Annotated in this window: 19 protein-coding genes; 12 read left to right on the forward strand and 7 right to left on the reverse strand. The window is 67.2% G+C overall.

Annotation, left to right across the window (positions count from 1 at the left end; translation table 11 throughout):
- The 5 genes from Q0925_RS08445 to Q0925_RS08465 form a co-directional block, all read left to right on the forward strand.
- On the forward strand, nucleotides 1-697 hold a 697-nt coding region (locus tag Q0925_RS08445; protein ID WP_299334116.1), incomplete at its 5' end, for a thiamine-phosphate synthase family protein.
- Nucleotides 698-739: 42 nt separating this feature from the next.
- The gene (gene mutS, locus Q0925_RS08450; RefSeq protein WP_299334118.1) at nucleotides 740-3406 is read left to right on the forward strand and encodes a DNA mismatch repair protein MutS; all 2667 of its coding nucleotides are present in this window, start codon (nucleotides 740-742) and stop codon (nucleotides 3404-3406) included.
- 111 nt (nucleotides 3407-3517) lie between these two features.
- Nucleotides 3518-4432 carry a spondin domain-containing protein gene (locus Q0925_RS08455; RefSeq protein WP_299334121.1) on the forward strand — a complete coding sequence of 305 codons (915 nt, stop codon included), beginning with the start codon at nucleotides 3518-3520 and terminating at the stop codon, nucleotides 4430-4432.
- Between the two features lie 78 nt (nucleotides 4433-4510).
- Nucleotides 4511-5095 (forward strand): NAD(P)/FAD-dependent oxidoreductase, encoded by a 585-nt coding sequence (locus Q0925_RS08460; RefSeq protein ID WP_299334124.1) that lies wholly within the window; start codon nucleotides 4511-4513, stop codon nucleotides 5093-5095.
- Nucleotides 5096-5161: 66 nt separating this feature from the next.
- Nucleotides 5162-6046, forward strand: coding sequence for an ATP-grasp domain-containing protein (locus Q0925_RS08465; RefSeq protein ID WP_299334128.1), 885 nt, complete (start codon nucleotides 5162-5164; stop codon nucleotides 6044-6046).
- Nucleotides 6047-6049: 3 nt separating this feature from the next.
- Here the strand turns inward: Q0925_RS08465 and Q0925_RS08470 are convergent, their stop codons facing one another.
- Nucleotides 6050-6436, reverse strand: coding sequence for an Hsp20/alpha crystallin family protein (locus tag Q0925_RS08470; RefSeq protein WP_299334130.1), 387 nt, complete (start codon nucleotides 6434-6436; stop codon nucleotides 6050-6052).
- A gap of 119 nt (nucleotides 6437-6555) precedes the next feature.
- Here Q0925_RS08470 and Q0925_RS08475 point away from each other — a divergent pair, with 119 nt between their 5' ends.
- Nucleotides 6556-7764 (forward strand): phosphoglycerate kinase, encoded by a 1209-nt coding sequence (locus Q0925_RS08475; protein ID WP_299334133.1) that lies wholly within the window; start codon nucleotides 6556-6558, stop codon nucleotides 7762-7764.
- A 4-nt stretch (nucleotides 7765-7768) separates the two neighbouring features.
- Here the strand turns inward: Q0925_RS08475 and Q0925_RS08480 are convergent, their stop codons facing one another.
- Complete coding sequence (locus tag Q0925_RS08480; protein WP_299334135.1) at nucleotides 7769-8794, reverse strand: type II glyceraldehyde-3-phosphate dehydrogenase; 1026 nt, start codon at nucleotides 8792-8794, stop codon at nucleotides 7769-7771.
- A 154-nt stretch (nucleotides 8795-8948) separates the two neighbouring features.
- A complete protein-coding gene (locus Q0925_RS08485) occupies nucleotides 8949-10001 on the reverse strand; it encodes a Gfo/Idh/MocA family protein (protein ID WP_299334138.1) in 1053 nt (350 codons plus the stop codon).
- Between the two features lie 131 nt (nucleotides 10002-10132).
- Between Q0925_RS08485 and Q0925_RS08490 the strand changes: the two genes are divergently transcribed.
- From Q0925_RS08490 to Q0925_RS08505, 4 genes are all read left to right on the forward strand, one after another.
- Nucleotides 10133-11095 carry an aminopeptidase gene (locus tag Q0925_RS08490; protein ID WP_299334140.1) on the forward strand — a complete coding sequence of 321 codons (963 nt, stop codon included), beginning with the start codon at nucleotides 10133-10135 and terminating at the stop codon, nucleotides 11093-11095.
- Nucleotides 11096-11176: 81 nt separating this feature from the next.
- On the forward strand, nucleotides 11177-11839 hold the full coding sequence (locus Q0925_RS08495; protein ID WP_299334143.1) for an HVO_0476 family zinc finger protein: 663 nt from the start codon (nucleotides 11177-11179) through the stop codon (nucleotides 11837-11839).
- A gap of 10 nt (nucleotides 11840-11849) precedes the next feature.
- Nucleotides 11850-12482: a protein-L-isoaspartate(D-aspartate) O-methyltransferase gene (locus Q0925_RS08500; protein WP_299334145.1), complete on the forward strand. Its 633-nt coding sequence runs from the start codon at nucleotides 11850-11852 to the stop codon at nucleotides 12480-12482.
- Between the two features lie 41 nt (nucleotides 12483-12523).
- Nucleotides 12524-13297, forward strand: a complete 774-nt coding sequence (locus Q0925_RS08505) for a protein-L-isoaspartate O-methyltransferase family protein (RefSeq protein WP_299334148.1) — start codon at nucleotides 12524-12526, stop codon at nucleotides 13295-13297.
- 289 nt (nucleotides 13298-13586) lie between these two features.
- Here the strand turns inward: Q0925_RS08505 and Q0925_RS08510 are convergent, their stop codons facing one another.
- Nucleotides 13587-14030: a DUF7382 domain-containing protein gene (locus tag Q0925_RS08510; protein ID WP_299334150.1), complete on the reverse strand. Its 444-nt coding sequence runs from the start codon at nucleotides 14028-14030 to the stop codon at nucleotides 13587-13589.
- Nucleotides 14031-14106: 76 nt separating this feature from the next.
- Here Q0925_RS08510 and Q0925_RS08515 point away from each other — a divergent pair, with 76 nt between their 5' ends.
- The gene (locus tag Q0925_RS08515) at nucleotides 14107-15165 is read left to right on the forward strand and encodes an ATP-binding protein (protein WP_299334152.1); all 1059 of its coding nucleotides are present in this window, start codon (nucleotides 14107-14109) and stop codon (nucleotides 15163-15165) included.
- Nucleotides 15166-15496: 331 nt separating this feature from the next.
- Here the strand turns inward: Q0925_RS08515 and Q0925_RS08520 are convergent, their stop codons facing one another.
- A complete protein-coding gene (locus Q0925_RS08520; RefSeq protein ID WP_299334154.1) occupies nucleotides 15497-15772 on the reverse strand; it encodes an ArsR family transcriptional regulator in 276 nt (91 codons plus the stop codon).
- Nucleotides 15773-16284: 512 nt separating this feature from the next.
- On the opposite strand from Q0925_RS08520, the gene Q0925_RS08525 reads away from it, so the two are divergent.
- Complete coding sequence (locus Q0925_RS08525; RefSeq protein ID WP_299334157.1) at nucleotides 16285-16500, forward strand: hypothetical protein; 216 nt, start codon at nucleotides 16285-16287, stop codon at nucleotides 16498-16500.
- Between the two features lie 2 nt (nucleotides 16501-16502).
- Here the strand turns inward: Q0925_RS08525 and Q0925_RS08530 are convergent, their stop codons facing one another.
- Together Q0925_RS08530 and Q0925_RS08535 are read right to left on the reverse strand one after the other, a co-directional pair.
- Complete coding sequence (locus Q0925_RS08530; protein ID WP_299334160.1) at nucleotides 16503-17033, reverse strand: DUF7344 domain-containing protein; 531 nt, start codon at nucleotides 17031-17033, stop codon at nucleotides 16503-16505.
- 148 nt (nucleotides 17034-17181) lie between these two features.
- Nucleotides 17182-17868, reverse strand: coding sequence for a DUF7344 domain-containing protein (locus Q0925_RS08535; RefSeq protein WP_299334164.1), 687 nt, complete (start codon nucleotides 17866-17868; stop codon nucleotides 17182-17184).
- Nucleotides 17869-17891: the final 23 nt, after the last annotated feature.

Below are 17891 nucleotides of genomic sequence, written 5' to 3' on the forward strand. Positions count from 1 at the left end.
TATCGCCGCCCACCTCGCCCACGGCGAAACCCTGCCCTACGCCGTCGAGGCGGGGACGACGTTCATGGAGCGGGCCGTCCGCTACGGCCTCGATGTGGGCGAGGGGCCGGGGTCGGTCCACCACCTCGCAGCGTTGCGCGAGGCCGCCGATCGCCACCGGACGATGACCGATGTTGCGGAGGTGGTCGAGGCGTTTGTCGACCGCGACGTCTCCCGGTTGGTCCCGGAGGTTGGGATGAACGTCGTCGGCGCGACGGAGTACGCCGAGGCGGTCGGCGAGACGGCCGCCGTCGAGGGCCGGATCACGCGCACCTTCTCGGGTGTCGCGCCCAACCGTGGTGTCAGACTCGGCGCGGCGAGTCACCTCGCCCGCTTTCTGCTCGCGGCCCGAGAGTTCGACCCCGACCCCCGGTTCGCCGTCAACTGCCGGTTCGACGACGGGACGGAGGCGGCAACCGGGGAGTTGGACGGGCCGGTGACGGCGTCCGACCGCGACGCCGAATCCGAGGACACGGGCGGGACGATGGGGTGGCGCGTCAAGCAGGCGTTCGACGCGGTCGATACCGACGCCCGGACGCCCGTCGCGGTGCTTGACCGCGGCGCCGTGGGTCAGGAGGCGACGATCAAAATCGTCGCCGAGACGCCGGAACAACTGGGTGAGCGGGTGTTTGCGTTACTCGATGCCACCGAGACATAAGAGACCCACAGCGTTTTACCCGACCACGGCCGGACTGGAGGTATGACCGCGGACGGAATCGTCGGGGAGTTTCTCGATTTGAAAGCGGAGACGGATGCCGATCTGCTGGCGATGCAGTGTGGCGATTTCTACGAGTTTTTCGCGGAGGACGCCGAGTTCGTCGGCGACGAACTCGACCTGAAGATCTCCGAAAAGTCCTCTCACGGGGCCACGTACCCCATGGCCGGCGTGCCGGTCGACGATCTCACACCCTATTTAAAGACGCTCGTCGAACGCGGCTACCGGGTCGCCGTCGCCGACCAGTACGAGACGTCGGACGGTCACGCCCGCGAGATACGCCGTGTCGTCACACCCGGAACCCTGCTGGAGACGACGGACCCGACGGCACAGTTTCTGACCACAATCGCGGCCGTTGACGGTCGTTACGGTCTCGCCTTTGTCGACGTGACGACCGGCGCGTTCCGCGTCACGTCGACGCCGTCGGCGGCGACGGCGCGGGCCGAACTCCACCGGTTCGACCCCGTCGAGGTTCTGCTGGGACCGACGCTCCGCGAGAACGAGAACGACGGTCACCTCCTGCGTGGCGTCCGGGAGGGGACCGACGCCTCGGTGACAGACCACGATCCGGCCGCGTTCGCCCCCGGCCGGGCCGAGCGCCGACTGTGTGACCAGTTCGGCGACGCCGCTCTCGACAGCGTCGGGCTCGACGACCGCGCGGCCGTTGCCGCCGCGGGGGCCGCCCTCGCGTACGTCTCCGAGACGGGCATCGGTGTTCTCGACGCGCTGACCCGACTGCAAGCGTACGACCCTGGCGACCACCTCAACCTCGACGCGACGACCCAGCGCAACCTCGAACTCGTCGAGACGATGCACGGCGACCGTGAGGGATCGCTGCTGGCGACGGTCGATCACACCGTCACGAGCGCCGGCCGGCGTCGGCTCGAAGAGTGGCTGACGCGTCCCCGTCGCGACCGGACGGTGATCGACCGCCGGTTGGACGGCGTGGCGGCGCTCGTTGAGGCGACGCTCGCCCGCGACCGTGTTCGGGAGGTTCTCGACGACGCCTACGACCTCGAACGTCTCGCGGCGAGGGCGACCAGTGGGAGCGCGGACGCGGACGACCTGCTCTCGGTCCGGGATACGCTGGCCGTCCTGCCGGCGCTCGCCGACGCAGTCGACGACTCCGGGCTCACCGACTCGCCGCTCCCCCGGATCGTCGACCGCCCCGACGGGGAGGCCGCCGAAACGCTCCGAGCCGAGTTGGACGACGCACTCGTCGAGGAGCCACCGGGGACGGTCACGGAGGGCGGTCTGTTCCGACGGGGGTACGACGCCGACCTCGACGACCTTCTCGATCGGTACGGGGACGCACACGAGTGGCTGGAGGGGCTGGCCGACCGACAAAAGGCCCGAACGGGGATCACACACCTACAGGTCGACCGCAACAAGACCGACGGCTACTACATCCAGGTCGGCAACTCCGAAACCGACGCGGTTCCCGACGACTACCGCGAGATCAAGACGCTGAAAAACTCGAAGCGATACACCACCGACGAACTCGCCGAGCGCGAACGGGACCTGTTTCGACTGGAGGACGCCCGCGCCGAACTGGAGTACGACCTCTTCGTCGACCTTCGGGACCGGGTGGCGACCCACGCGGACCTCCTTCAGGACGTGGGACGAACGCTGGCGACGGTCGACGCCTTGAGGTCGCTTGCGACCCACGCCGCCGGTAACGACTGGTGTCGTCCGGAGGTGGTTGAACCGGGACCGCTCGGTATCGAGGCCGGCCGCCACCCGGTGGTCGAGCGGACGACGGAGTTCGTCCCGAACGACCTCGAACTCGACGAGGACCGGGGCTTTCTGCTCGTCACCGGCCCCAACATGTCCGGCAAGTCGACGTACATGCGACAGGCGGCGCTGATCGTCCTGCTGGCACAGGCGGGGAGTTTCGTCCCCGCGCGATCCGCGACGGTCGGCGTCGTCGACGGCATCTACACCCGTGTGGGCGCCCTCGACGAACTTGCCGGCGGCCGATCGACGTTCATGGTCGAGATGGCGGAACTGAGCAACATCCTCCACTCGGCCATGGAGGAGTCACTGGTCGTTCTGGACGAGGTGGGACGCGGGACGGCCACCTACGACGGCATCTCCATCGCGTGGGCGACGACGGAGTACATCCACAACGAACTCGACTGTCACTGTTTGTTTGCTACCCATTACCACGAACTGACGGCGCTTGCCGACCATCTCCCTCGCGTTGAGAACGTCCACGTCGCCGTCGCCGGCGATGACGGCGGTGACGAGGACATCACATTTCTCCGAACCGTCGAGGAGGGGCCCTCGGACCGGAGCTACGGCGTTCATGTCGCCGATCTGGCGGGTGTTCCCGCGCCCGTCGTCGATCGGTCCCGGGAGGTGCTCGACCGCCTCCGCGAGGATCGGGCCATCGAGGCTCGGGGTGGGGAACCCGGAACGGGAACGGAAACGACACAGGCGGTGTTCGATCTGGGCGCCGGCGAGTTCGGATCGGCGTCGGCCGGCGGCGACTCAGCGGCCGACGCCGACGGTGGCGGCATCGACCCGGAGACGGAGGCGGTGCTCTCGGAACTCGAGGCGCTGTCGGTCGCCGAGACGTCGCCGGTCGACCTCATGACGCGGGTCCGCGGGTGGCAGGAGCGACTCGACGACGAGGGAAGCGAGAACTGAAACGCGACAGCCGACGGATCCAGTTGCGACCGATTCTAGACGCCCTTTGTCCACATCCCCGACACATATTGAAAAATCTACTTTCGGTCCCCGGTCCCCGTCCCGGACGCGATGTCAGACGATTCATCACGACGACGGTTCCTCGCGGTCGTGGGAAGCACGACCATCGCGGCGCTCGCCGGATGTAGCGGCGCCGACGGCGACGGAGACGGCGGCGGTGGGACCGGCACCGAGTCGGAGTCGATGGACACCGAGATGACCGAGACGGACGCGATGACCGAGCCGGAGCCGATGGACGACGGGATGACCGATACCGACACCATGGACGAGGAACTGGCGTCGGTTACGGTCACCGTCAGGGTAGAGAACGTCGCCCCGACCGACTTCTACGGCGCGGAGACGCCGACCGGCGGGGCGATCTGGCTCACACCGGGTGCGTTCGCGATTCACACCGACGAGAACCCGTTGTTCACCGAGGGCGAGGCGGCGTCGACCGGCCTCGAAGCACTGGCGGAGGCCGGCACACCAACCGGCTTCGAGAACGAACCCGGACTGCTGGGTGAACTCCAACAACAAGCGGGGCGTATGGGCGTCGTCGCCGCGGGGGCGTACACCCCCGACGACACCGTCGCGGACCCCGCCGACCCGATGGGTGAGGTGCCCGGCGCGCCACCGATCGCACCCGGTGGTGCGCTCGAGTTCGACATCGAGGCCGCCCCCGGTCAGCGACTCTCGTTTGCGAGCATGTTCGTCCCCTCGAACGACGTGTTCGTCGCGCCGGCGTTGGGTGTCGAACTGTGGCCCGACGGCGACGTGACAGAGCGCGTTGATCTCTGGGACGCGGGGACGGAGCCGAACACGCCGCCGGGGGAGGGCCCGGATCAGGCACCCGCACAGGATACCCCGACGCAAGGAGCCGACGAGAACGGCGTCGTGCGCCGCCTCGCCGACGTCGACGACAGCTACGAGTACCCTGCCGCCAGCGACGTCGTGCGGGTGACGTTGACACCGGACGGCGGGGTGTAGCGTCGTCGCGTCCTACCCGCCCGGCGGCCACAGCCCCCCGGAGCCACATATTTCAGTCAGGCCGGCGCATACGAAGGCATGACATCTGTACTCGTCGTCGGCGGGGGTCCCGCCGGCCTGAGTGCGGCACTGTTTGCGGCCAAGAACGGACTCGACGTCACCGTTTTCGGCACCGACGAGACGTGGATGCACAAGGCACATCTGTTCAACTACCCGGGCATCGGCTCCATCGGCGGCACCGAGTTCATGGGTGTGACACGTCAGCAGGCCGATGACTTCGGCGCCGACCGTCGACAGGGCGAGGCGGTGGCGGACGTTGAGGACGGTGGCGACGGCTTCGCCGTGACGACCGACGACGGCGAGTACGAGGCGTCGTATCTGGTGTTGGCGACGGGTGCCGACCGGAGCCTCGCCGAGGACCTCGGCTGTGCGATGACCGACGACGGCGTCGTCGACGTGGGTGTCGATATGGAGACGAGCGTCGCGGACGCCTACGCGACGGGCGCGATGGTTCGCTTCGAGGAGTGGCAGGCGGTTATCGCCGCGGGCGACGGCGCGGCGGCCGCGCTGAACATCCTGAGCAAGGAGAAGGGCGACCACTTCCACGACTTCGACGTGCCCGCCGACGCAACCGAGGCGTTCGGCACGATGGCCGACGGATAGAACGTCTCGTCTCACGCTCCGACCGATCCGCGCACTTTTGACGCCCCACCCCTCAGCGGGTGATGTATGCTTCGTCTCGCGGTGACGACCCGGGCCGAAACGTTCGACCGCTTGCAGGATCCACTCGCCGAACGCGGTATCGAGGTGGCCCACCTCCCCGCCGAGGGCCGAACGATCGACCTCACCGCCCCGCCCGGGGACCACTTCGACGCTGGCTTTGTCTTTCCCTCGCGGACGCCGGAGGGGACGGCACTGTCGGCGTTGTACGACCTTCCGTGGGTGAACGACCGCACGGCGGTGCGCACCTCGCGAAACAAGGGAGGCGTGATCGCCGCGCTGAGCGCGGCAGACCTCCCGGTGCCGAAGACGACGATGGTTTCCAACCCCGCCGACGAGGCCGCCGTCGCCGACGCGGTCGAGGGGTTCTCGTGGCCGGTCGTGATCAAGCCCAACTCGACGACGCGGGGGACCGGCGTTGCGAAGGCGGCGGATGTCGACTCCCTGCTCGGTATCGTCGACTACCTGAACCTGATCCACGACTACCGCGCGACGGGCGATAAGACGTTCCTGCTTCAGGAGTATCTCCCCGATGCCCGCGACTATCGGGTGATGATCGTCGACGGGACGTACGCCGGCGCGGTGGAGCGTCGCCTCCCCGAGGCCGACCGAGCGGCCGGCCGATGGAAACACAACGTCCACCGTGGGGCGGAGGCGCGTGGTGTCGACCTCCCGGCCGACCACCGTCGACTCGCGGAGCAAGCGGCCGAGACACTCGGTGTGCCGTATCTGGGTGTCGATCTTCTCGCGACCGACGGCCGGGTCGTCGTCGCCGAGACGAACGCGCGGCCGACGGTCGACGCCGCAACAAAGTACGTCCCCGAGTTTTACGACCGGTTGGCGGGGTTGATCCAGCGGACTGCGGGGTCGGACAACGGTGCCGAGGACGGGTAGACCCTATTCGAGATCGATGGCGGCGGAGTCCTCGACCGTCTCCATGGTTACCTGCAGGACGCCGTTGTTGAAACTGGCCGACGCGGAGTGTTCGTCGACGCGGGTCGGGAGGCGGATTCGCTCGTCGTACTCGCGACGGGAGGACGCGGCGCTGATCGTGAGTGTCTCCCCGTCACATTTCAGTTCGATGCCATCCTTGTCGACGCCAGGCAGATCGGCGACGAGTCGGAGTTGGCCGTCCGCTTCGTAGACGTCGACGTGGGTTTCCGAACCGAACCCCGAGTCGGGGCTGACACCTGCACCAGCGCCGGTTCCGGTCATCTCGTTCATCATCCGTTCGATCTCGTCGAAGATATCGCCGAACGGGTCGTCGCGGTCGTCGCCTCTCATGTAGTGTTGTTAGCCGTTCTCGTTCAAAAAGTTTCTGTCCTTCATGTCACGACGAGAGACACTCGTCGGGCCGAATCGGCCGTTTGAAATACTCGACCAATCATCGGGGAGATGAGAAAATGTTCGAGACGCTCGACGACATCGAGTCCGGGAACCGCGTTCTCGTCCGGGTGGATCTCAACTCGCCCATCGAGGACGGCATCGTCAAGGACAACCACCGGTTCTCCCGGCACGCCAGAACGATCCGGGAACTCGTCGACGCCGGGCACCGTATCGCCGTCCTGACCCATCAAGGCCGCCCCGGCCAGGAGTCGTTTATCTCCCTTTCTCAACACGCAGATATTTTGGCCGAACACGTCGGCGCACCAATCCATTTCATCGACGATGTCTACGGCGAGTCGGCGGTCGAGGCGATCCGCGGACTCGACGCCGGCGAGGTGCTTCTCTTGGAAAACGTCCGGATGGCGACCGACGAACTCCCCGAGCGCGACCCGGAGGTCCACGCACGGAGTGATCTGGTCCAGGCGCTGGCCTCAGAGTTCGACTGTTATGTCAACGACGCTTACTCCGCGGCCCACCGCGCCCACGCCTCGCTGGTCGGCTTCCCGCGCGTTCTCCCGGCCTACGGCGGACGTGTCATGGAAGCGGAGTACGAGGCCAACACCAGCATCGCCAACCGTGAGTTCGACGGGTCCGTGACGATGGTGTTGGGTGGCGCGAAGGCGACCGACGTGATCGACGTGATGACCGCCCTTGACGAGGCCATCGACCACTATCTGCTCGGCGGCATCGTCGGCGAACTCTTTCTCCGGGCCGCTGGTCACGAGGTCGGGTACGACGTCGACGGGACGGACCTGTACGACCACCAGTGGGAGGCAAACGAGGACCGGATCCGTGAACTGCTCGCAGAACGTGGCGACCGCATCCTTCTCCCCACTGATCTGGCGGGCGAGCGTGACGGCGAGCGGACCGAGTTTCGCCTCGACGGCGTCCGGAAGGACCGCCCCTTTCTCGACATCGGATCGGACACAATCGACCGGTACGGCGCCGTTATCGAGGACTCGTCGGTCGTGTTCGTGAAAGGTGCCCTCGGCGTCTTCGAGGACGAACGGTTCGCCGATGGCACCGTCGGAATTCTGGAGACAATCGCCTCGACGGACTGTTTTTCGGTCGTCGGCGGGGGCGACACCTCCCGTGCGATCGAACTGTACGGCATCGACGAGGAGTACTTCTCGCACGTCTCCATCGCCGGCGGAGCGTACGTTCGGGCGCTCACCGGCGAGTCGCTCCCCGCGGTCGACGCGCTCCGCCGCGACCGGACCGGCTGACGGATCACCCCCGGTACCCGAAGCCCATTCCCATCGACTCGTCGGTCGTCGTCATGCTCTCCTCGGCGTCGGCGTCGCCCCGAAGCGCCCGGACGGCGTCGATGTTTTCGGGCACCACGTCGCTCTCCTGATGGATCGCTTGGAACAGATAACAGTCCCGGCCCTCGACCGTGATCGACGCCTCCCAGATGCAGTTTTCCCACAGGTCGCCCCGGGGTCGATCGGCGTCGTCGGCGAACTCCTTGAGTTTGCCCGCGCCGTCGATATCCGCGCTCGGCGGGATAACAAAGAGGCGGCGTTCGTTCTCGAACAGATCGACCACGTCGCTGGCGTCCGCCGCCGAGTCGAGGGTTACGTTGACGCTGTGGGTGTGCATCAGCGTCGCCGGAACCTTCATGCCCAGCGTATCGATGTCGATGCCGGGGAGCACCGTGTTCACGTCCGGGCCGTGGTGGGAGGGAATCGTCACCGGATCGGGAAGAATGTCGTCTATGGGGCCGCGCCCGGTCTGTCCGGGGTCGCCGCCGCGGCGGACCAGCGTGACGCGGGCCTTCTCGACGCCGTAGGTCTCGTCAAGCGGGGTGAGGATCCGGGAGAGTCCCGTCGTGTTACAGGAGACGACGCGTGCGGAGTCGGCTCCGACGGCCTCGGCGTAGTTGCCACGGGCGTTGAAACTCACGTCGGCCACGTCGGCGTTCTCGCCGCCCTGAAAGATCGCGGGGGTGTCGTGGTCGGCGTAGAGCGCGGCGTTTTCGGCCCCGACCCCGGAGGGCGTACAGTCGACGATCACGTCCGACGCGGCGACGAGGTCGTCGGCGGTCCCGGCGAGTTCGAGGCCGGCATCCGCAAAGCGGTCGGCGCGGTCGGTGACGGCGGCGTAGAGCGGATACCCCTTGCGCGTGGCCGTCTCCGCCTCGAAGTTCGGGCGCGTCTTTGCGACGCCGACGAGGTCCATATCCGGTTGTGCCGTCACCGCGTCAGCGACGCGTTTGCCGATCGTTCCGTACCCGTTGACGCCGACTCGTGTCATATCGCGGAGTCGACGGCCGACGATGAAAACGGTTTCGAGCGACGTTCTCACCGCCCGCCCACGGGAGCCCGGTCCATGGACGGTCGGCGCTCGACGCCCGCGAGCTGTCTCCCGGTGTGCTCGCTTTTCGGCTCGTCCGAGCGAGACGGGGCACTCAGGCGTTACAGAGCATGGTGAACAGCCGGTTGGTCCAGTCGGCCTCCGCGCGTGGCGTCGGCCCGTCGCCACCGCCACGGATGGCCGCGGCCTCGCGGCGGACGACCGGTGTATGTGTGTCATGAGGGTCGTACGATGTGACGAGGCGTTGTCTCACGGTCTCCTCGACCGCGCGTGCGGTCGCACGAACCCCGTTTCGGACGGCCCTGAGAGCCCCTCGCACCATCGGGTAATCAAACGGCGTGTTTGGGCCGTATCCGGCGCGGTGTGTGCGGACCGACTGTGTCCCGATATCCACGGCGACGTGGCCGTTCTCGGCAACGAACTCGACTCGCCGCCTGTCCGGGACCCCCGAGTGGTGTTGGATCGTGCAAGCGACGTCGTCGTCGGTGACATACGAGAGTGCGATCCCGTCGAACTCGATCGATTGATCGCCCATCGTATCGATCCGTTTCACCCCCACGGCCGACTCGTCGGCCGGATACCCGGCGGCACGCAACCCGATGTAGATGGGATGGACGATGCCCTCGCCGAACTCGCCGCCCGGAAGGTCGAGCACCCAGTCGCCACGATCCGGGCGACGCGGGTCGATGTCCTCGGCCCAGTGGACCGACACGCCGTGTAACTCGCCGAACTCGCCGCACTCGATACGCCGGCACGCCTCCCGGAACGGACGGTAGTACGCTTGGTTGTGGACGACGGTGGCTCGCACACCCTCCCGGTCGGCGGCCTCGGTCAGTGCGTCGAACTCGTCGCGGGTCCGGACGAACGGTTTCTCGACGAGAACGTGTATCCCGCGGTCGATACAGTCCATGGCGAGGTCGTGATGCGTTTGCAGTGGCGTACAGATGTGGACCCAGTCCACGTCGGCCGCTCGAAGCAGGGCGTCGAGGTCGGTGTGTGTCGAGACGCCCGCCCGGGTGGCGAACCGGTCGAGTCTCGATTCGTCAACGTCGGCGATAGCGACGAGTTCGGTGCCTGCTGTTCCCTCGATAGCGGCGTCGTGCCACCGGGCCACCTCGCCGAGTCCGACGATTGCCGTCCGTAACACGGTTCCACTACCGGTTCCGTCCACTTATACTGGGTGCCGTGTCATCATGACCGACGACACCGCCGCCGAGAGCGAGTGGGCCGAGGCGGCTAAGGGTAAGGGCTAACCCCTGTGCGTCCCTACTGACGTTCATGTCAGACACACTCCGTGAGGCCGCCGAGACGGCGATCCGCCAGTGTATGGCCATCGATACCGGGGAATCCTGTGTCGTCGTTACCGACGACAAGCGCCGGCCCATCGGCGAGGCCCTCTACGACGCCGCGAGCGACGTGACCGACGACGCCGTGCTCCTGCGGTACCCGCCGGGCGAACAACACGGCACCGAACCGCCCGAACCCGTGGCGTCGGCGATGGCCGCGGCCGACGTCGTTCTCGCGCCGACGACAAAGAGCCTGAGCCACACTCGCGCCCGACAGGGAGCGACCGACGCCGGTGCGCGCGCCGCGACCCTCCCCGGAATCACCGAAGCCGTGATGACCGTCGGCCTCGACGCCGACTACGCCGTTATCGAGCGTCACTGTCTGTCCATTCTCGAACAGGTCGCCGACGCAGACGAGGTGCGTGTAACGACCCCCGCTGGGACGGACTTCACGGTCGAACCCGGCGACCGCGAGTGGCTGTCGGACACGGGGCTGGTTCACGACCGGGGCGACTTCTCGAACCTGCCGGCCGGCGAGACCTTCATCAGCCCTGAGACCGCGTCGGGGACGTACGTCGTCGACGGGACGATGATGCCCCATGGGCTTCTCGACGATCCGATCCGGTTCGAGGTCGAGGACGGCTACGTCACCCACATCTCCGACGACGCCGTTCGCGATCAGGTCGACCAGGCTCGCGACACCGTCGGCCGCGACGCCGCCAACCTCGCCGAACTCGGCATCGGGACGAACGTCGGGGTGACCGAACTGATGGGATCGGTCCTGTTAGACGAGAAGGCCGCCGGGACGGTTCATATCGCCATCGGCGACGACGCGGGCATCGGCGGCGACGTCGAGGCACCGCTTCATCTCGACGGCATTCTCCGCAACCCGACGGTATACGCCGACGGCGAGGTGATCGACCTCCCCGAGGCCGGCCCCGAGACGGTCGCGTAGCCACAACGCCTGCCGCGTTCTTCGATGACGCGGCGCGTGCCGGAAGGGCGGATTTTTACCGCCTGACCGGCTACAGTCGGTATGACACATCCCGGCCCCGACGCGGGCGACCGCGTCGCTCTCGCCTGTCCCTCGTGTTCGACCGACGGAACGACCGTCCACGAGGTACTGAAACCCGGTGGCCAGGTCACCGTCCGGTGTGCGGACTGCGATCACGTCCACAAGGAACGCTACGAGCCACCACGGGAGACGACCGTCGACGTCGTCGTCTCGCAGGGCGAGGAGTCGGTGTCGACGACACTCGACGTTCCCGCCGGAGAGACGGTCGCCGTCGGCGACGAGTTCGTTGTCGACACGCCCGAGGCGATCATGCAGGTTCGGCTCACCTCCATCGAGGTCGGCGACGACAGCCGCGCCGAAGAGGCGGCCGTAGAAGAGGTCGAAACGCTGTGGAGTCGCGCCGTCGACAACGTTCGCGTCAACGTGACCGTCCATCCCAACGACGGCCGGGAGGACGCCTCCCGGAGCGTCGCGGTTGCGGTCCCAGGGGACTACGAGTTCGTCGTCGGCGAGACGGAGTCGTTCGCCGACGAGGAGTTCGAGGTCACGGGCGTGCAGGTCCGCGACGACGCCCCGGCGTACCGCTTCGGGAAACTCGACCACGAGGGCGACTCCGTTTTCGCAAAGGACACGAAACGGGTGTACGCCCGCGACGCCACGCCGGCCGCCTGGTCGCCGTGGTAAGGGTAAGAATATGGATTTCGACAGCGCCTGTGCCGACCTCGTCGACGGTTTGGTCGACGCCGGGCGGATCGACCGTCCGGCCACGGAGCGGGCGTTGCGTGCCGTCCCCCGTCACGAGTTCGTCCCTACGTCGTGTCGGGAGGCGGCCTACCAGGACCGTCCGCTCCCCATCGGCGAGGGACAAACGATCAGCGCCCCGCATATGGTGGCGATGATGAGCGATCTGTTCGCGCCCGACCCCGGCGACCGGATCCTCGAAATCGGAACCGGCTGTGGCTACCACGCCGCCGTGACGGCCGAACTCGTCGACGACACGGTGTACAGCGTCGAGGTCGAACCCGCACTTGCCGACCGGGCACGCGACCGCTTCGACCGACTCGGCTACGACGTTCGCGTCCGGGTCGGCGACGGGTTCGACGGCTGGCCGGCCGAGGCCCCCTACGACGGCGCGTATCTCACCTGCGCCCCCGAGTCGACCCCCGGTCCGGTCGTCGAGCAGGTTCGTCCGGGAGCCCGGATCATCGCCCCCGTCGGCCGCGGCCGACAGGAACTCGTTCGCCTGACCCGCCGGGCCGATGGCGGGGTTGACCGCAGCCGTCACGGCGGTGTCCGGTTCGTCCCGATGCGCTCGCCCGACAGCTAACGGAGCGTACGGTTGATAAGCGCTCGCCCCAAGCCGTCAGTATGGACCCTGCGGTGTTGCGCGATGATATGGTCGACGGCGTCGCTCACGCCCTCGACGGCCTCGACGAACGGCTGGGGACGGCCATGCGAACGGTGCCACGCCAGTCGTTCGTTGAGGACCGGCCGTACGACAACCGTGCCGACGACCACGCCGGGAGCGACGTGTTGGCCCCCGAGACGGTCGCTCGGCTGCTCGACGCCCTTGACGCCGGCAGCGAAGACGACGTGCTCGTCGTCGGCGTCGGTGTCGGCTACACGGCGGCGCTTCTGGCCGAACTCGTCGGCGAGCGACGCGTTCACGCCGTCGACATCGTGCGCCGTCTCGTTCTCGACGCCCGGCACAACTTAGGCGAGGCGGGCTACGACGGCGTTCTCGTCGACCGCCGGGACGGCGCGGACGGTCTTCCGGAGTACGCACCGTTCGACCGTGTACTCGTCGAGGCGGCGGCGGTCCGACCGCCTCGTTCGCTTCTCGATCAACTCGCTCCGGACGGCCGGCTGGTGATGCCGATGGGGCTGCCCGAAGCGGCGCTCGTCGCCGTTGAGGCAGACGACTCGCCGGATGGGTTCCGAATCGTCGAGGAGTTCGGTACTGCGACGTTCGCACCACTCCTCGTCGACGGCGAACAGCCCGGCGGCATGGCGCGCAACCGGACGGAACGCGAGGACCGCGAGTTCGAACAACAGGGCTACTTCGCTCCGACGGGCTGGGAACAGAACTGGATCGACTGGGACGACCGACTCGACGGCGGACGCGGCCACCGTCGCCGATGACACGTCGCAAGCTCCCGTCGCCGTCGGCCCGCCCCGACCCGAGCGGCGTGACCGACGCCGCGACGACATCGCCCCCCGCCGAAGCCGTCCGGTCGACGATACACCGGTCACGATCCGACAGCCGGACGCCGAGCGGGCTTCTCGGCGGTTCGAACGACCCGACGGCCTCCCGCAAAGCAACACGGCGGCAGAACGCACCGGTTGTCCCGACAACCGTCCCGGTACGAACGGATCGACGGCGGGTGCATACGGGCCCGCCACAGGCCCCGCCGGCGAGCGTCGCCGTCGCCTACCCCCGCACCACCAGCACCTTCGTGTTCCCCCGTCGGTCGACGTAGCCGCTCCCGGCGGGCGGTTTCACCTCGATCAGCAGCGTCCCCTCGTCCTGATTCGGCCTGAGCGCTGGCGTCGCTGAGACGGTCGCGACCCCGTTCTCGCCGGTGGTCGCGGTCCGGACGCCGTCGAGGTCCGCGCTCCCGCTTTTTACGAGCACCGTCGCGTCCGCGACGGCCGTCCCGTCCGCGCCGACGACCGTGAGTTCGATCGACCGGTCGCCCGGTTCGACCACCTCCGGTTCGGGGCGTACGTCGAGTTCCGTCGTCGACAGCCCTTGAATGCCGGTCAACATGTTCATCATCACGCTCAGGCTGGCGACGCCGATCACAAGCGCGATAACCAGTCTGATCGGTAGCCCCTCGATGGCTCGCCGGTCCGCTCGGAACGCGTCGAACATGGGCCGGGCTGGCCTCCGCCTCCCATTTGAATCTCCGTGTGCAGATTTATACGTGATCGGGCGACCAGCCTGATCCGTGCATGTGCTCGGACGTAACGGCCGACGGGAGGGACCCGCCGCCCGCCTCGGCACGTACCGCGCCGCGGACGGGAGCGACGGCGCGGCGGTCGGACTGGATCTAGACGCCCCTCATGCGGCGCTCGTGGTGGGCAAGCGTGGCTACGGCAAATCATACACGCTGGGCGTTCTCGCGGAGGACGCGGCGCGCGCGCCGGGTGTCGCACCCGTGGTCGTCGATCCGATGGGCGGGTTCGACGGCCTCGCGGCCGGGTCGGCCGTTCCCGCACGCGTTGTCGACTCACCCGCGGTCCCCACGTCGACGCTCCCTCCGGCGGCGTGGCCGGAGCTGTTCGACCTTTCGCCGACGGGTTCCGTCGGGTCGGTGCTGTGGGAAGCCGCGGCCGCGGCCGACACGCTCGATGGTATGTCGGCTCACATCGAGGCAGCCGGGGTCGACGCCGGCGTCCGGCGGGCCGCCCGAAACCATCTCGCGCTTGCCGACTCGTGGGACGTTTTCGACGCCGACGCCCTCGACGCCGCGGCGTTGCTTTCCGGCGAGGCGACCGTTCTTGACTGCTCGTCACTCGACGACCGCGCCGCGTCGGTCCTGATCCACGCCGTCGCGTCGGGGCTGTACGCGGCCTGTGTCGACGGTCGTCCGTCCCGGCTCCCGTGGGTGTTTCTCGACGAGTCGCACACCGCCTTCGACGGCGTCGCGTCGGCGGCGTTGGAGACGTTGCTGACCCGCGGTCGGACGCCGGGCGTCTCGCTCGTCGCCGCCACACAGCGCCCCGACGCACTGCCGGCGACGGCCGTTTCGCAGGCGGACCTTCTGATCGCACACAGACTGACCGCAGCCGACGACGTTGCCGCACTGTCCGCGGCCGCCCCGACGTATCTGGAGGGACGGCTCCGCGACCGACTGCCGGCCACCCCCGGCGAGGCCGTCGTCGTCGACGACACCACCGAGTCGGTCCACGGCGTTCGAATCCGGGACCGGGAGACACCCCACGGCGGGACGGACCCGCGAGCAAGCGAGCGCGCCGGTGGGACCGACTCCGGCGACGCGTTATAGTCCGGCCACTCCCCCCGACGACCGGAGGTCGAGCCGAACGGCCGGAACAGCACTCCGTGTAGGGTTCGACCGCTCGTGGGCGCACGTAGACGCCGGCGTTAGATCGAGGCCCGACGCCACCCGGTGCCTGCCCCGAACAGACCGCCTCCTCACCCCCGGCTTCGAGCCGGTAACCCCAGTCTACTTAGGTGATAGCTCGGCTTACGGAGTGGTATGGACTGGCTCACAGAGCGCGATCGGCAACGCATCTCCGAGTTCGTGTCGACACCGAAATACGAGCGGCGGCCGGAAATGCTGATCCCCGAGCCGGACGAGTGACGCCGGCCGGTTCTCACAGGAGGTTCTGCGCCTCGATGATCTTCCAGATCTCCCGTCCTTGATCGGTGATACCGTAGATACGGCCCTTCTTCCGAGATTCGGGGACGAGCAGGTCGACCAGTTCCCGCTCGCGGAGGTCGTTGAGCGCCCGGGAGACATGCGACGCGGCACAGTCGGTGTCGGCAGCGATTTTCGACGGCGGCGCCGGCGAATCGGCCAACCGTCGGAGCACCTCAACGCGATAGGTGGAGCTGATGACGTATCCGATCTCGTCCCAGTCGGTACTCATCGCCGATCCGTCTCGGCGTGTCGTCTCTCGTGACGAGCGTGATAACCGTTCATGGAGTCAGTTCCGCTCGGCCGCAGTCGTTCGATCCGGCCCGCCGTGGTTGTGGGGTCCGAACACTGTGTACCGTACGTCCCCGCCGCACTCAGGTATATGTATCCTACCGGTGGTAAGCGCCGACCGCCCGTTCGCACCGATCTCTCGCCGTCACGATCAAGCGAGATACGGCGCGATCCGCCGCCCGCATCGGGCCATACGGTCGGGGGGCCTCCACCGACCGTGCGGCCGGCATCGCCCGCTAAGCGATTCCTACCGCTCCCGGTAGGATGGCCTTTTTCCATCGGTGGGCAGCCGAACGCGACCCGCACCCATCCGGTAGCGACACCGTACCGACCCTGTCAGAACAGTTATCCCCCGTAGCCGGTACCTACGTGTATGCAGACCAACTGCGCGGTCGTCGACCACGACCCGCGCCTAGGGCGGCAGACGTGGGGGGGCTTGGCGGTGGATCGAGCATGAGCGACTCCTCTGACGGGGCTTGGGAAAACGCCGCGGCCGATCCGGACCCGGCCGACGATCTGGGGTATGAACACGACCCCTTGACCGCCATCCACGTTGACGAGGACCGCGAGCAGTACATCTTTCTCCCCGCCGAGGAGGCCCACCTCACCGACGCCGAGTTCATCATCGTCCCGCCGGACGATGTCCACCGGCTGGCGGACTGGCGCTGACCCTACAGGTCATCGGGAACCAGTTCCGCCCGGATCTCCTCCCGTTGTTTCCGGTGGTGCCAGTACTCGACGCCGGCCGTCACCACGTACCCGGCGATGAGCCCGCCGGCCAACCAGAGCAACAACGTCGATCCAACGAACGGTGCCGCGAACACACCGAGAGCGACCACCGCACCGCCAACGAGCAGCAGGGCGAGATAATGGCGTCGCCACGGATAGGTCGACGTTCCCTTCGGCGTGAGAAACGCGTCCATGTCGGTGGCTTGATCGGTCAGCCGGACGGTCCCCTCGTTGACGTCGTAGTCGACCATCCCCGTCTCCGCGAGCCTCGGCAGGTGGATCTGGTAGAGCGAGACGTACACCCGTTTGCGTTGTTGGCTGGTCAGCTCCTCGATTTCGATCTCGTTTTCCCACGCCGCGATCTGTTCGGCGAGTCCATTCATCGTGGCCCCGCCGTCGTTCCGTCGGAGGTAGTACAACACCATCCGTCGGCGTTGACTGCTGAGTATCTCGAAGATCTGATCCGAGTCCAACGATGTCGGGGTGGAGGAACTCATCGTCAGCAGTTACCCTGTGGACAAGCCCTTGCAAACGAGTTCATACCTCACGTTTCTACGGTACGAGTATTGTTATGGTTCGGATTCTCCGGGTAGTTTCAACATACAGGCCGTCTCCGCACGGTCACTCCGACGGTGCTGGCGTGACCCACGGGACCGCCGGTCGGTCGGTTCCGGACTCGGAGCCATGTTGGGGGAGATGCCACACCGCACCGCCCACGACGACCGCCACGACCGCCATCGCAACCAACGACACGAGCGGTGTCATCTGCAGGTAGACCGCGACCGGGAGGAGGCTGGTTCCGAGAATCGACAGCCCGACGAAACGGTTGTTCCACCTCAGACCGCCGGCCGCGTCGTCGGGTTGGAGATACGACCTGAAACAGTCGATGTGTTCGCCACGCTCGATCGTTCCCCGCGGTTTGTCGAAGTCCACGATGCCCATCCCATCCATCTTCGGCAGATGACACTGGTACAGCCCGACGTAAACCCGTTTTCGCTCGCTCGACGTGATCTGTCTGATCTCCTTGTCGTTTTCCCACGCCGCGATCCGTTCGGCGAGTTCGCTCAGCGACACCTGCCCGTCGACGGTGTATAGATATTCGAGGACGTGTCGCCGCCGCTGATTTTTGAGTATCTCGAACGTCTGATCGAGCGGGAGCGCACGCTCGGAGCTTCCCGGTTCCGTTCCATCCCGTTCTGTCGTCGCCTGACCGTCGTTCTCGATACCATCGCTCGATCCTTGGTCTCGAGACTCGTCGACGCTCGATGCGAACTCCTGTTCCGCCGTGGTTCCGGTGTACTCTGGCATTGTTACTCGTGGTGGGCGCTCGG

This window comes from Haloplanus sp. (genome assembly GCF_028275055.1).
In the GTDB taxonomy this organism is placed as follows: domain Archaea; phylum Halobacteriota; class Halobacteria; order Halobacteriales; family Haloferacaceae; genus Haloplanus.